Below are 13,023 nucleotides of genomic sequence, written 5' to 3' on the forward strand. Positions count from 1 at the left end.
CTCTCGTTAGCGGGAGGCGAATTCTACAGCGTTACACGCTGCTGTCAACACCTCTTTTCAACCGCTTTCGACCGAGACGATCGAATCGTTAACAAGGCGACCACACACTGCCTTATCAACTGCTTCTAGCTTCGATGAACTTAAGCGTAACCGCTGCCGAAAACTTGGTAACTCGTTGAATCTCAAGGAGTTTTCCGTTTCGACTGCGCCGGAAGTGGGGCGAATTATAGGCCTGTAGAATCTGCCGTCAACCTTTAATTTGAATTTTCTATGATTCCAGCCCGCCCCCACGCCTGCAGCTTCTTATATAGAGACGCAAAAAGACTTTGCGCACTATATTGCTCATTCCGCATGACTTAAGCATCATGCGTCCAGCGCCCTCCCCCACACTCTGGATGATCCCCTGCATGAACGACCAACCGCGCAGCCTTGCCTCGACTCTGTTTCCCGTGGGGCTGCTACTTATCGCCATGGCCTCGATTCAATCGGGCGCCTCATTGGCCAAGAGCATGTTCCCCATTGTCGGGGCCCAGGGCACCACTACCCTTCGCCTAGTCTTCGCCAGCGTCATCATGCTGCTTCTGTTGCGCCCCTGGCGCGCCAAGTTCACTGCCAAGACTCTACGCACCGTGGTTGTCTACGGAATGGCCCTGGGCGGCATGAACTTCCTCTTCTATATGTCCCTCAGAAGCGTCCCCCTGGGAATCGCCGTCGCTCTGGAATTCACCGGCCCACTGGCGGTGGCCATCTATGCCTCACGCAAGGCGATCGATTTTCTGTGGATCGCCCTGGCGATCATCGGCCTGCTATTGCTGATACCCACAGGCGCCACCGAAACCGCCATCGACCTGGCGGGCGCAGGCTACGCCTTGGGCGCCGGTGTCTGCTGGGCGCTGTATATCCTGTTCGGGCAAAAGGCCGGTGCCGAGAACGGCATCCAGACCGCCGCCCTGGGTGTCATGATCGCCGCACTCTTCGTCGCGCCCATAGGTATCGTCCATGCCGGCGCGGCGTTACTCACTCCATCCCTGATTCCTATCGCCCTGGGCGTCGCGGTCTTGTCCACCGCCCTGCCTTACAGCCTGGAAATGGTCGCCCTAACCCGAATGCCAGCCCGTACCTTTGGCACCCTGATGAGCATAGAGCCGGTCTTCGGCGCACTGTCCGGCCTGCTGTTTCTGCACGAATACCTGTCCCTGGCGCAGTGGATGGCGATCGCCTGCATCATCCTGGCATCTGTCGGAGCAACCATGACCATGCGCCGGGAATCCAAGCCCATAGTTGCAGCTGATTAAGATTCAACTCTGGTAATTGGCGCGCAATTAGGCCATGTTTAGCCGGCTACTCAACGTCAGCCATGGAGTTGTCAGACAGGGATATCGCAAACGCAAAAGACCACAGGTAATGCAGTCACACTCGGACATCAGATCCGAGGCTAGCGATAAGGACGGGGATGAAACGATTTTTGATACTGTTGGCCGTACTTGCCATTGCAGGCTGCGCTGCGACCGCGAAAACCGAAGTCAAACGAGGCAAGAAAGGGCTCCACATCAACTGCTCCGGTTTGTCTTCTTCCTGGGACAAGTGCTACACCAAGGCGACCCAATCCTGCGGCCCCAAAGGCTACAAGGTGATCGCCAAGTCCGGTGACACCGTCGAAGACCCGGGAGACTACCCTTTCGGCCTGAACCCAGCCGGTTATACCAGTCGCAGCATGATCGTCATCTGCAAGTAGCGGTAGCGCTCACTCTTCGGGCAGCCGCTCCAGCTGCCCAATGATCTGCTCATGGCTCGACGCCAGCACCTGCTGCTGGATATCCGGGTTCACCAGCATTCGCGCCACCACCAGCGCGCCAACACACTGCGACAGAATCGACCAGGCCAGGCTCTCGCTGCCCAGGGTCTGCGCCCACGCCCGCTGCAGACGACAGATCCAGTCTTGCGCCTCCTGCCGCACTTGCACACTGCCCCGGGCAATCTCCGCGCCCAAGGCCGGCAACGCACACCCGGCTCCCGGCTGCTGCACATGCGCCACGCTCAAGTACTGCTTCAGGCAACGCCGCAGCTTTTCCCGATTCTGCCGGCTCTCTCCGCCCAGACGCTCCAGGCTCTGGCTCAACTCGCGCTCGACAATGGAACCGAACAGCTCGTCCTTGGATGCGAAGTGAGTGTAAAAAGCCCCGCCACTGAGGCCAATGGCCTTCATCAACGCATCCACGCCGACGGTGGAAAACCCCTCGTTCTTGGCCTGAGCCGCACTGCTCTGCAACAGGCGCTCGCGGGTTTCCTGCTTATGACTGGCTGAATAACGCATGGCTGAAGCACTCTCCTGCTGGCTTGACGACCGCAGGATCGTAGCATAACGTCCGTTTAGTTAACGATCGTTTACTAAAGAGCGAACCTCCCATGACTACAACCCTGAACAACAACAAAGTGGTACTGGTGGTCGGCGCCGGCGATGCTACCGGCAGCGCCATCGCCAAGCGTTTTGCCGCACAAGGCTTCACCGCCTGCGTCACCCGACGCAGCGCGGACAAATTGCAGCCCCTGGTGGACGCCATCCGGCAAACCGGCGGCCAGGCCCACGGCTTTGCCTGCGACGCCCGCAAAGAAGAGGACGTGGTAGCGCTGATCGAACAGATCGAAACCCAGATCGGCCCCATCGAGGCCTTCATCTTCAATATCGGCGCCAACGTGCCCTGCAGCATCCTTGAGGAAACCGCCCGCAAGTACTTCAAGATCTGGGAGATGGCCTGTTTCTCCGGCTTCCTCAATGCCCGCGAAGTGGCCAAGCGCATGGTGACGCGCCAACGCGGCACCATCCTGTTCACCGGCGCCACCGCAGGGGTGCGCGGCGCCGCCGGTTTTGCCGCCTTCGCCGGGGCCAAGCACGGCATCCGCGCCCTGGCCCAGAGCATGGCCCGGGAACTGGGGCCGCTGAATATCCACGTCGGCCATATCATCGTCGACGGCGCCATCGACACCGACTTCATCCGCACCAGCTTTCCCGAGAAATATGCCCTCAAGGATCAGGACGGCATCCTCAATCCCGAACATATCGCCGAAAACTACTGGTACCTGCACAGCCAGCCCAGGGATGCCTGGACCTTCGAGCTGGACCTGCGCCCCTGGAACGAGCGCTGGTAAGCCACTGCCCCCTACAACAATCAGAGAGTTCACGACATGAGCCAAAAAGTGGAGTTCTTCTTCGACCTGGGCAGTCCGACCAGCTACCTGGCCTACACCCAGCTGCCGAAGATCTGCGCCCAGACCGGCAGTCAACTGGAGTACCACCCCATGCTGCTGGGCGGGGTCTTCAAGAGCACCGGCAACGCTTCCCCCATCAGCGTTCCCGCCAAGGGCCGCTACATGCTCCAGGACCTGGCGCGTTTTGCCCGGCGCTATCAGGTTGAACTCAACTTCAACCCGCACTTCCCCATCAACACCCTGCTATTGATGCGCGCCGTGACCGGTGTGCAGCTGCACATGCCGGATCGCTTCGTCGAATTCATCGACTGCCTGTTCCGCGCCCTCTGGGTCGACAAACGCAACCTGAACGACGCCACCACCGTCACCCAGGTCCTGGAGCAAGGCGGCTTCGACCCACAGCGGATCCTCGACCTGAGCAACGAAGAACAGGTCAAGGCCCGGCTCAAGGAGCAGACCGACCAGGCATTGCAACGGGGTGTCTTCGGCGCCCCCAGCATGTTCGTCGGGGACCAGTTGTTCTTCGGCCAGGACCGCCTGGACTTTGTCCGCGAGGCCTTGAGCGGAGGCTGAACAGCCGCGCCAGCCAGCCGCCACGGACCGGGACCGCGGCCTCAACCACATTGCATGGCTGAGGCCGTCCTTCAATGCTTCAGATCGGCGCGGTGCGAAGGTTCAGCCACTCCAGCGCGGTGCCTTGCAGCAACGGGGCGAGACGCTCGCGCACTTCAGCGTGATAACCGTTGAACCAGTCCCGCTCCTCCTGGGTGAGCAATCCGGGCTCCAGGCAACGGCTGTCGATCGGGCACAGGGTCAGGGTTTCAAAGCCGAGGAACTCACCAAACTCGGTAGTACCAACCTCGCGGTTCAACACCAGGTTCTCGATCCGTACCCCCCAACGCCCGGGACGATAAGTCCCCGGCTCGATGGAAGTGATCATCCCCGGCTGCATCGCCGTTTGCGGCGCTGGCGCAGCCTGATAGGCGATCACCTGCGGCCCTTCATGCACGTTGAGGAAGTAGCCCACGCCATGCCCGGTGCCGTGTCCGTAATCCACGCCCTCGGCCCAGATCGGCGCCCGGGCGATGGCATCCAGCAACGGCGACAGAATGCCCCGTGGGAACTGCGCCCGCGACAAGGCGATCATGCCCTTGAGCACCCGGGTGCAATCGCGCTTCTGCTCGGCGCTCGGGGTGCCGATCGGCACCATGCGGGTAATGTCGGTGGTGCCTCCCAGGTACTGACCGCCAGAGTCGATCAGCAGCAAGCCATCACCCTCGATCAGCGCATGCTCTTCAGGGGTGGCGTGGTAGTGAGGCATCGCCCCGTTGGCATTGAAGGCGGCGATGGTATTGAAGCTCAGCGACACATAGCCCGGACGCCGTTCACGGGCGGCGGTCAGCTGTTCATCAATGGTCAGCTCGGTGACTCGCTCGCGCCCCAGGGCATTCTCCAGCCAGGCAAAGAACTCACACAGCGCCGCGCCGTCCTGCTCCATGGCCCGACGAATATGCTCGGCATCCGCCGGGCTCTTGCGCGACTTGGCCAGAGTGGTGGGGTTGAGCCCTTCCACCAGCTTCACCCCGGAACGCAAGTTGTTCAGCAAACCGGTGGTCACCCGCGCCGGGTCGATCTGCAACGTCGCGCCTTCCGGCACATCGGCCAAGGCCGCCGCCACCTCCGCGTAATCCCGCAGGCTGACGCCGTCGGCCTCCAGCACCGAGCGCAGCGGCTCGTCGACCTTGCTCAAGGCCACGAACAAAGTGGCCTGCTGCTGGCTGATCAGGGCGAAAGAGACAAACACCGGGTTGAACGAAACATCCGCCCCGCGCAGGTTGAACAGCCAGGCGATGTCATCGAGGGTGGCGATGAAATGCCAGTCCGCGCCGCGCTCCTTCAGGGTTTCGCGCAGCTTGGCCAGCTTCTCCACCCGGCTCTGCGTGGCCTGGGGCGGCAGGTGCGGGTAGACCGGTTGATCCGGCAGGCCGGGGCGATCGCTCCACGCCTGCTGCAGCAGATCGATATCGGTGCGCAGGCTGGCCCCGCGCTCCTGCAACCGGCTGCCCAGGGTACGGGCCGAAGCCAGCGCCATGACCGCGCCGTCCACCGCCACCACCGCGCCCGACGGGGTCTGTTCCGCCAGCCAGTCCAGGGGGCCGGGCTGGCCCGGCTGCAACTTCACCAGATCAATGCCGCTGCCCTTGAGTTCCTTGCTCGCCTGTTCCCAGTAACGGCTGTCGGCCCAGAGCCCGGCGAACTCCGCGGTCACGATCAGGGTGCCCACCGAGCCGTGGAAGCCCGACAGCCACTGGCGCCCCTGCCAGTAACCCGGCAGGTACTCCGACAGATGCGGATCGGCCGAAGGCACCAGCAAGGCATGAATGCCCTCGCGGCTCATCAACTGACGCACATGCGCCAGGCGCTGGGGGACCACTCCGTGGGGCGTAGGCTGGGTACTCATTGTGACTCCTTAACCGGCTTAATCATTGTTATGGAAGGTCGAGATCGCTCGACCCTCAAGACTGGGCTCCGGCCCAGAATGCCGGAGCAGTGGCGCATGACGCCTTGATCAACTGTGCCGCGCGATCCACATCCTCTTCGGTCGTGAAACGCCCGAGACTCAAGCGGATGGTGCGCCCGGCCTGCACCGGGTCATGCCCCAGGGCCAGCAGCACATGGGAAGGCGCATTGCTGGCCGAGTTGCAGGCCGAGGTCGCGGAAAACGCCAGGGACGCACTCAACGCCGCGGCGTCAAAGCCTCCCTCGCTGAACGTCAGGCTCAGGGTATGGGGAATGCGCTGGGTGGCACTGCCATTCAAGCGCAGGCCGGCCACCCCCGCCAGTTGCTCCAGCAGGCGTTGGCGCAAGCGGACGATGGTGGCGGTTTCCTCGTCGAACAACTCAGCGGCCAGCGCAAAGGCCGCCCCCATGGCGGCGATCTGGTGCGTGGCCAGGGTGCCGGAACGCAAACCGCCCTCGTGCCCGCCACCATGGATCTGCGCCTGCAAGCGGCGCTGCGCCCGCGGTCCGACATACAACGCGCCGATACCCTTGGGGCCGTACACCTTGTGCGCCGAAAACGACATCAGGTCCACCGGCCAGCGCTCAAGATCAATGGCCACCTTGCCCGCGCCCTGAGCCGCGTCCACATGCAACAGGGCACCATGCTCACGCACCACCTGGCCAATCGCCGGGATGTCGTTGAGGGTGCCCAATTCGTTGTTGACCAGCATCAGCGACACCACAACGGTGTCATCCCTCAAGGCTTCGCTCACCGCCTGGGCCGTGATCAACCCCTGTGCATCCGGCAGCAGATAGGTCACCGCCACGCCGCTTTCCTGCAACTGTCGAGCGGTGTCCAGCACGGCCTTGTGCTCGATCTGGCTGGTGATGATGTGCCCACCCTCCAGGCCCCGGGCCTGCATCACGCCCTTGAGCGCCAGGTTGTTGGATTCGGTGGCGCCGGAGGTCCAGACGATCTGCTCGGGCTGCGCGCCCACCAACTGCGCCACTTGCTGCCGGGCGTGCTCGACGCTGCGGCGCGCCGCCTGGCCAAAAGCATGGGAACTGGAGGCCGGGTTGCCAAAGTTGGCGTTGAACCCCAGGCACTCCAGCATCACTTGAATGACCCGCTCATCCACCGGCGTGGTAGCGGCATAGTCGAAATAAAGAGGACGTTTGTTCATGACAGAAAGACCCGCAGAGCTGGTTCCGGGATCGGCATAGGCGCAAAGAGCAGCATGCACAAACGCGCCGTACAGGGACGGCGCGTCAACAGCAGGCGCTGAGCAATAGCCGATCGGATGCAGTTAAAGAAGCACAACTTCGTCTAAAAGTGCGTAGGAACGCTCCTGGGGCGCAGCTTAACAGGCTCTGGGCAACCCGTTGAAGCGCCGCTCAACTGATGTTTTCCAGCACCAGCGGCGCCAGGGAAATCACCAGCAGGCCGGCCATGGCCAGATTGAACAGGCGCAGCCAGCGCGGGTTGCGCAACACATTGCGCAACAGGCTGCCGCACGCCGCCCAGAGACTCACCGTCGGCGCGTTGATCAGGGCGAACACCGCCGCAATCACCAGCACATTGGTGAAATAGCCCTGCAACGGGGTGTAGGTGCTGATGGCTCCCACCGCCATGACCCAAGCCTTGGGATTGACCCACTGGAACGCCGCCGCGCCCCAATAGCCCAGAGGCCGGCCGTGGTGCTGTTGCTCGTCGGACAGCGGCCCGGAACGGGCAATCTTCCACGCCAGGTACAACAGATAAGCCGCGCCCACGTAACGCAGCACGCTGTACAGCAGCGGGTAAGCCTCGAACACCGCGCCCAGGCCCAAGCCGACCGCCAGCACCAGCACGAAGAAACCACAGCTGATGCCGAGGATATGGGGAATGGAACGGTTGAAGCCGAAGTTCACCCCCGAGGCCAGCAACATGGTGTTGTTGGGGCCGGGGGTGATGGACGTGACCAGGGCAAACAGCGCGAATGCCCACAGCAGGTCGGGGGAAAGGGTCATGGGTGCAAGGTCCTGGGCAAGGTCGGTCAGGCCTCGACCCTAACCCAGCAGCGGACCGCAACTCACGGACAGTTGATGAAAACTTTTACCCGTACAGTTGTCATCAACTGGCCGGTTGGTGACGACTGATATTGCGCTGGGCGCTCATCTCGCCCTGGCCATCGAACACCGCAGGTCGCGCCAGCAGCCGGGCTCTTTCCTGCTGGTACTCATCGAACGACAGACCACGCCGGTTCAGGGCTTCCAGCGCCAGCTCGCGGCTTTCCTCGGCCGTGTAGGGGCGCAACTCCGGCGCGCCCGCGCTGGCACAGCCGGCCAGCACACTGGAAATCAACAGCAGCAGAACAACGGAATAAGCCTTCATGACGTGCACCTGAAGCGGGTTGCGAACAATGCACACAGGCTACTCGCGCACCCTCAGTGGCAAAAATCATCCCGCTCGATAGTCGCTATCGACTTTTCCAGGGGCTCGGACAGCCCTTTCATATTCCATAAAGACCTATAAATATGGAAACAAGCTCTTTTGAGGAATAACAACAAGCCTTTATAACAGCTCCATCCCGTTGCCCAACTGTTGCCGGAGCAACTGTTGGCCAGGCAACAGCCGATCAACAAAACAGTGTCCGAACAACAACAGCCAGCTCGGCACATCCCGCCAGCCCCCCGGATTACCGGGCTCCGGCCGGTTGGTACAGCTCTTGCTCCCGTGCAGGTACACCTGTCATCGCTCGTTGAGCCACTGTTTAAAAAGGAACCGATCATGTCCCGTCCCCTGAACGTCGTTGCCCTCTCCGGTGGAACCTGGCGCCCGTCCCGGACCCTGGTGCTGACCCAGGCCCTGTTGAGCGAGCTGTCCAAGCACCTGCCCATCAACAGCCACCTGATCGAACTGGGCGACATCGCCCGTCCGCTGGGCGGCGCCCTGTCGCGCCAGGAACTGCCCGCCGAGGTCGAAGCCGAGCTGCAGGCCATCGAAAACGCCGACCTGCTGATCGTTGCCGCCCCGGTCTACCGCGGCTCCTATCCGGGCCTGCTCAAGCATCTGTTCGACCTAATCGACCTCAACGCCCTGATCAACACCCCGGTGCTGCTGGCCGCCACCGGAGGCAGCGAACGCCACGCCCTGGTGCTGGATCACCAGTTGCGTCCGCTGTTCAGTTTCTTCCAGGCCCTGACCCTGCCGATCGGCGTGTACGCCACCGAAGCCGACTTCAGCAACTACCAGATCACCAGCGACCTGCTCAAAGCCCGCATCCAGCTGGCCGCCGAACGGGCCGCGCCGCTGTTTGGCGCGCAACCGAACAACCTGCTGAAAATTGCCTAAGGAACTGTCATGGATGTGTTCTGGTTTCTTCCGACCCACGGTGACGGCCACTTTCTCGGCACCGCCCAGGGCGCGCGCCCGGTCACCCTCAACTACCTCAAGCAAGTGGCCCAGGCCGCCGACAGCCTGGGTTACCACGGCGTACTGATTCCCACCGGGCGCTCCTGCGAGGACTCCTGGGTCATCGCCTCGGCCCTGGTGCCCCTGACCGAACGCCTGCGCTACCTGGTGGCGATCCGTCCGGGGATCATTTCCCCCACTGTCTCGGCGCGCATGGCCGCGACCTTGGACCGGCTGTCCAACGGGCGCCTGCTGATCAACGTGGTGACCGGCGGCGACCCGGACGAAAACCGTGGCGACGGCAGCTTCCTCAGCCACAGCGAACGCTACGAAGTCACCGACGAATTCCTGCAGATCTGGCGCCGGGTGCTGCAGGGCGAAGCCGTGGACTTCGAAGGCAAGCACCTGCACGTACAGAACGCCAAGGCGCTCTACCCACCGGTGCAGAAACCCTACCCGCCGCTGTACTTCGGTGGCTCCTCCGAGGCCGCCCACGAACTGGCCGCCGATCAGGTGGACGTCTACCTGACCTGGGGCGAACCGCCGGCAGCCGTGGCGCAGAAGCTCGCCGACGTGCGTGAACGGGCGGCGCGCAAGGGCCGCACGCTGAAGTTCGGCATCCGCCTGCACGTGATCGTGCGCGAAACCGAGGACGAAGCCTGGAAAGCCGCGGACAAGCTGATCGAACACATCAGTGACGACACCATCGCCGCCGCCCAGCAATCCTTCGCGCGCTTCGACTCCGAAGGCCAGCGGCGCATGGCCGCGCTGCACGGCGGTCGCCGCGATCAACTGCAGATCGCGCCCAACCTCTGGGCCGGGGTCGGCCTGGTGCGCGGTGGCGCCGGCACCGCCCTGGTGGGCAACCCGCAGCAAGTGGCCGAACGGATCAAGGAGTATGCGGACCTGGGGATCGAGAGCTTCATCTTCTCCGGCTACCCGCACCTGGAAGAGGCCTATCGCTTCGCCGAGCTGGTGTTCCCGCTGCTGCCGGAACCCTATGCCAGCCTGGCCGGCCGCGGCGTCACCAACCTCACCGGGCCGTTCGGCGAAATGATCGCCAATGACGTGTTGCCCAACCGCCGCTGAAATCCCCAAAGCCGTTGTAGGAGCCGGCTTGCCGGCGAAGGCGATCTTCAAGCCCTCTTCGCTGGCAAGCCAGCTCCTGCAGCTCGCAGCACCTTTTCCCGGCCGCCGCAAACGGCCACCCACGAGGAACACCGCGTGACTGCCAAACCGCAAAGCGCCCTGTTGTCCCCCTTGCAGACCGCCCGCCAACTGGCCGCCGAGTTTGCCCTGACCGCCGCCGAGCGCGACGAGCGCGGCGGCACCCCCAAGGCCGAACGCGACGCCCTGCGCCAGAGCGGCCTGTTGGCCCTGAGCATTCCCCGCCAGTTCGGCGGCCTGGGCGCGCCCTGGAGCGAAACCCTGAACATCGTCCGCGAATTCGCCAAGGTCGACAGTTCCATCGCCCACGTCTTCGGCTTCCATCACCTGATGCTGGCCACCGTGCGCCTGTTCGCCAAGCCCGAGCAATGGCAGCCCTGGTTCGAGCAGACCGCGCGCAAGAACTGGTTCTGGGGCAACGCCCTCAATCCGCTGGACACCCGCACTTTGGTCAAGAACCTCGGCGGCTGGCGCGAGTTCTCCGGCAAGAAAAGCTTCTGCTCCGGGGCCAGCGATTCGGAGATGCTCATCGCCTCGGCGGTGGATGAAAGCAACGGCGGCAAATTGCTGATCGCCGCCATCCCCAGCGGTCGCAGCGGCATCACCCTGCACAACGACTGGAACAACATGGGCCAGCGCCAGACCGACAGCGGCAGCGCCACTTTCGAACGGGTGCGGGTCGAGGAATCGGAACTGCTGCTGGACCCAGGTCCCTTGAGCACCCCCTTCGCCTGCCTGCGCCCGCTGATCGCCCAACTGACCTTCACCCACATGTTCCTCGGCATTGCCGAAGGCGCCTTCGCGGAAGCCCGGCAGTACACCCTGAACGAAACCCGCGTCTGGCATAAGTCCAGCGCCCAGGACGTGCGCCAGGACCCCTACATCCTCAGCCACTACGGCGAGTTCTGGGTCGCCCTGGAAGGCATCCGCCTGCTGGTGGAACGGGCCGCCGGGCTGCTGGACCAGGCCTGGGCCAAGGGCCCGAACCTCAGCGCCGAGGAGCGCGGGCACCTGGCCACGGCGATCGCCACCGCCAAGGTCGCCGCCAGCCGCCAGGGCCTGGAGCTGTGCAGCCGCTTGTTCGAAGTCACCGGCGCGCGCTCGACCCATGCCTCCCTGCGCCTGGACCGCCACTGGCGCAACCTGCGCACCCAGACCCTGCATGACCCGCTGGACTACAAGCTTCACGAGCTGGGCGACTGGGCACTGAACCAGTCCCTGCCGACCCCGACCTTCTACTCCTAGTGCCCGATTTCCGGAGAATGCCGATGCAGTTGCTGACCCTACCCCCCTCGCCCGCCCTGGCGACCTCGATCCGCGCCACCGCCCAGGTGTTCGAGGACCCGAAATCCCAGGCCCTGCTGGCACACCTGCAACAGGTGGCACCGAGCGAAGCCAGCGTACTGATCATCGGTGAAACCGGAACCGGCAAAGAGCTGGTGGCACGCCATATCCACAACCTCAGCGCCCGGCGCAACCGGCCGTTCGTGGCGGTGAACTGCGGCGCCTTCTCCGAATCCCTGGTGGAGGCCGAACTGTTCGGCCATGAAAAAGGCGCCTTCACCGGCGCCCTCAGCGCCAAGGCCGGCTGGTTCGAGGAAGCCGACGGCGGCACCTTGTTCCTCGACGAGATCGGCGATTTGCCCATGGCCATCCAGGTCAAGCTGCTGCGGGTGCTGCAAGAACGGGAAGTGGTGCGCCTGGGCTCGCGCAAAAGCATCCCCATCGACGTGCGGGTGCTGGCCGCCACCAACGTCCAGCTGGAAAAAGCCATCAACGCCGGGCACTTTCGCGAGGACCTGTATTACCGCCTGGACGTGGTCAGCCTGGAACTGAGCCCGCTGCGCGAGCGTCCCGGCGACATCCTGCCCCTGACCCGGCACTTCATCGAGGCCTACAGCCAGCGCCTGGGCTACGGCAGCATCCGCATCAGCCCGGAGGCCGAACACAAACTCAAGAGCTACAGCTGGCCGGGCAACATCCGCGAACTGGAAAACGTCATCCACCACACCCTGCTGATCTGCCGCAACGGCGTGATCGAACAGGGCGACCTGCGCCTGTCCCACATGCGCATCGAACGCGCCGACGACAGCCAGCCGAGTCACGACGACTCCACCGAAGCCCTGCTGGAGCGGGCCTTCCACAAGCTCTTCGAGGAACAGGCCGGCGCCCTGCATGAAAAAGTCGAGGACGCCCTGCTGCGCGCGGCCTATCGTTTCAGCCACTACAACCAGGTGCACACCGCCAACCTGCTGGGCCTGAGCCGCAACGTCACCCGCACCCGACTGATCAAGATCGGCGAACTGGCGGTCAACAAACGCCGTCCGGCCGCCGCGCCCAACGAGCGCACCCTGCAACTGTCGATCTAGCCCGACAGCGTGCAATGCAAGGCATTGTCCTGACTGCGGGCAATGCTGCTCAGCACCTGGAACGAACCGAAGGTCACGGTCCTGGCCTGATGGGCCAGGATCAACTGCCAGAAATCCTGCTCGCCGCTCTCGAAACTTCGAAAAGCCGCCTCACCCGCCTCCCGCGACTGCCACTGCAGGTAATTGAGCACTCGCCGCCCGTCGTCGCTGACCTGCACGCTGGCGCTGAGAAAGCCGCCATAGCCCTGGGCCAGGCGCTCGGTCTGCGCGGACAGGGCCGACACCAGGGCCTGCTGCTGGTGCGGTTCGATCTCGAACTCGATCAACTGGGTGAAGCTGCGGTTTCTCTCAAAAGCGCTCATGAACGACTCCCTACGGCGGTCA

At 63.5% G+C, this 13,023-nt stretch carries 14 protein-coding genes; 8 read left to right on the forward strand and 6 right to left on the reverse strand.

The annotated features are described in order from the left end of the window. Positions 1–407 precede the first annotated feature (407 nt). Together rhtA and GWQ44_RS15580 are read left to right on the forward strand one after the other, a co-directional pair. Positions 408–1,295 carry a threonine/homoserine exporter RhtA gene (gene rhtA / locus GWQ44_RS15575; RefSeq protein WP_275927718.1) on the forward strand — a complete coding sequence of 296 codons (888 nt, stop codon included), beginning with the start codon at positions 408–410 and terminating at the stop codon, positions 1,293–1,295. A gap of 158 nt (positions 1,296–1,453) precedes the next feature. Then, positions 1,454–1,735, forward strand: a complete 282-nt coding sequence (locus tag GWQ44_RS15580; RefSeq protein WP_016968561.1) for a hypothetical protein — start codon at positions 1,454–1,456, stop codon at positions 1,733–1,735. A 9-nt stretch (positions 1,736–1,744) separates the two neighbouring features. Here the strand turns inward: GWQ44_RS15580 and GWQ44_RS15585 are convergent, their stop codons facing one another. Then, entirely contained in the window at positions 1,745–2,314 is a 570-nt protein-coding gene (locus GWQ44_RS15585; protein ID WP_103740068.1) for a TetR/AcrR family transcriptional regulator, read from the reverse strand. A 92-nt stretch (positions 2,315–2,406) separates the two neighbouring features. Here GWQ44_RS15585 and GWQ44_RS15590 point away from each other — a divergent pair, with 92 nt between their 5' ends. Then, positions 2,407–3,147 (forward strand): SDR family oxidoreductase, encoded by a 741-nt coding sequence (locus tag GWQ44_RS15590; RefSeq protein WP_016968563.1) that lies wholly within the window; start codon positions 2,407–2,409, stop codon positions 3,145–3,147. A gap of 36 nt (positions 3,148–3,183) precedes the next feature. Beyond that, the gene (locus tag GWQ44_RS15595; protein WP_275927719.1) at positions 3,184–3,780 is read left to right on the forward strand and encodes a 2-hydroxychromene-2-carboxylate isomerase; all 597 of its coding nucleotides are present in this window, start codon (positions 3,184–3,186) and stop codon (positions 3,778–3,780) included. Between the two features lie 79 nt (positions 3,781–3,859). Here the strand turns inward: GWQ44_RS15595 and GWQ44_RS15600 are convergent, their stop codons facing one another. The 4 genes from GWQ44_RS15600 to GWQ44_RS15615 all read right to left on the reverse strand — a co-directional run bounded on the left by GWQ44_RS15600 (position 3,860) and on the right by GWQ44_RS15615 (position 8,083). Continuing rightward, positions 3,860–5,668 carry an aminopeptidase P family protein gene (locus GWQ44_RS15600; RefSeq protein ID WP_275927720.1) on the reverse strand — a complete coding sequence of 603 codons (1,809 nt, stop codon included), beginning with the start codon at positions 5,666–5,668 and terminating at the stop codon, positions 3,860–3,862. A 55-nt stretch (positions 5,669–5,723) separates the two neighbouring features. Then, complete coding sequence (locus tag GWQ44_RS15605; RefSeq protein WP_199010992.1) at positions 5,724–6,893, reverse strand: aminotransferase class V-fold PLP-dependent enzyme; 1,170 nt, start codon at positions 6,891–6,893, stop codon at positions 5,724–5,726. Between the two features lie 211 nt (positions 6,894–7,104). Beyond that, positions 7,105–7,719, reverse strand: a complete 615-nt coding sequence (locus GWQ44_RS15610; protein ID WP_275927721.1) for a LysE family translocator — start codon at positions 7,717–7,719, stop codon at positions 7,105–7,107. A 103-nt stretch (positions 7,720–7,822) separates the two neighbouring features. Continuing rightward, positions 7,823–8,083 (reverse strand): hypothetical protein, encoded by a 261-nt coding sequence (locus GWQ44_RS15615; protein WP_016963760.1) that lies wholly within the window; start codon positions 8,081–8,083, stop codon positions 7,823–7,825. 396 nt (positions 8,084–8,479) lie between these two features. Here GWQ44_RS15615 and msuE point away from each other — a divergent pair, with 396 nt between their 5' ends. The 4 genes from msuE to GWQ44_RS15635 all read left to right on the forward strand — a co-directional run bounded on the left by msuE (position 8,480) and on the right by GWQ44_RS15635 (position 12,639). Next, complete coding sequence (gene msuE, locus GWQ44_RS15620) at positions 8,480–9,043, forward strand: FMN reductase (RefSeq protein WP_016963759.1); 564 nt, start codon at positions 8,480–8,482, stop codon at positions 9,041–9,043. A 9-nt stretch (positions 9,044–9,052) separates the two neighbouring features. Continuing rightward, entirely contained in the window at positions 9,053–10,192 is a 1,140-nt protein-coding gene (ssuD, locus tag GWQ44_RS15625; RefSeq protein WP_275927722.1) for an FMNH2-dependent alkanesulfonate monooxygenase, read from the forward strand. Between the two features lie 135 nt (positions 10,193–10,327). Beyond that, complete coding sequence (locus GWQ44_RS15630) at positions 10,328–11,515, forward strand: acyl-CoA dehydrogenase family protein (RefSeq protein ID WP_275927723.1); 1,188 nt, start codon at positions 10,328–10,330, stop codon at positions 11,513–11,515. Between the two features lie 23 nt (positions 11,516–11,538). Next, positions 11,539–12,639 (forward strand): sigma-54 dependent transcriptional regulator, encoded by a 1,101-nt coding sequence (locus tag GWQ44_RS15635; RefSeq protein ID WP_047305472.1) that lies wholly within the window; start codon positions 11,539–11,541, stop codon positions 12,637–12,639. Here GWQ44_RS15635 and GWQ44_RS15640 read toward each other — a convergent pair. Further along, complete coding sequence (locus GWQ44_RS15640) at positions 12,636–13,001, reverse strand: antibiotic biosynthesis monooxygenase (RefSeq protein ID WP_047305473.1); 366 nt, start codon at positions 12,999–13,001, stop codon at positions 12,636–12,638. The genes GWQ44_RS15635 and GWQ44_RS15640 overlap by 4 nt on opposite strands. Between the last annotated feature and the right edge of the window lie 22 nt (positions 13,002–13,023).

The organism is Pseudomonas sp. 3MA1 (assembly GCF_029237275.1).
GTDB classification, from domain to species: domain Bacteria; phylum Pseudomonadota; class Gammaproteobacteria; order Pseudomonadales; family Pseudomonadaceae; genus Aquipseudomonas; species Aquipseudomonas fluorescens_AP.

What these genes read in the sequence shown, in the direction of transcription:
- rhtA (WP_275927718.1), top strand. Translation starts at nt 408, where the DNA reads ATGAACGACCAACCGCGCAGCCTTGCCTCGACTCTGTTTCCCGTGGGG.
- GWQ44_RS15580 (WP_016968561.1), top strand. Translation starts at nt 1,454, where the DNA reads ATGAAACGATTTTTGATACTGTTGGCCGTACTTGCCATTGCAGGCTGC.
- GWQ44_RS15585 (WP_103740068.1), bottom strand. Translation starts at nt 2,314, where the DNA reads ATGCGTTATTCAGCCAGTCATAAGCAGGAAACCCGCGAGCGCCTGTTG.
- GWQ44_RS15590 (WP_016968563.1), top strand. Translation starts at nt 2,407, where the DNA reads ATGACTACAACCCTGAACAACAACAAAGTGGTACTGGTGGTCGGCGCC.
- GWQ44_RS15595 (WP_275927719.1), top strand. Translation starts at nt 3,184, where the DNA reads ATGAGCCAAAAAGTGGAGTTCTTCTTCGACCTGGGCAGTCCGACCAGC.
- GWQ44_RS15600 (WP_275927720.1), bottom strand. Translation starts at nt 5,668, where the DNA reads ATGAGTACCCAGCCTACGCCCCACGGAGTGGTCCCCCAGCGCCTGGCG.
- GWQ44_RS15605 (WP_199010992.1), bottom strand. Translation starts at nt 6,893, where the DNA reads ATGAACAAACGTCCTCTTTATTTCGACTATGCCGCTACCACGCCGGTG.
- GWQ44_RS15610 (WP_275927721.1), bottom strand. Translation starts at nt 7,719, where the DNA reads ATGACCCTTTCCCCCGACCTGCTGTGGGCATTCGCGCTGTTTGCCCTG.
- GWQ44_RS15615 (WP_016963760.1), bottom strand. Translation starts at nt 8,083, where the DNA reads ATGAAGGCTTATTCCGTTGTTCTGCTGCTGTTGATTTCCAGTGTGCTG.
- msuE (WP_016963759.1), top strand. Translation starts at nt 8,480, where the DNA reads ATGTCCCGTCCCCTGAACGTCGTTGCCCTCTCCGGTGGAACCTGGCGC.
- ssuD (WP_275927722.1), top strand. Translation starts at nt 9,053, where the DNA reads ATGGATGTGTTCTGGTTTCTTCCGACCCACGGTGACGGCCACTTTCTC.
- GWQ44_RS15635 (WP_047305472.1), top strand. Translation starts at nt 11,539, where the DNA reads ATGCAGTTGCTGACCCTACCCCCCTCGCCCGCCCTGGCGACCTCGATC.
- GWQ44_RS15640 (WP_047305473.1), bottom strand. Translation starts at nt 13,001, where the DNA reads ATGAGCGCTTTTGAGAGAAACCGCAGCTTCACCCAGTTGATCGAGTTC.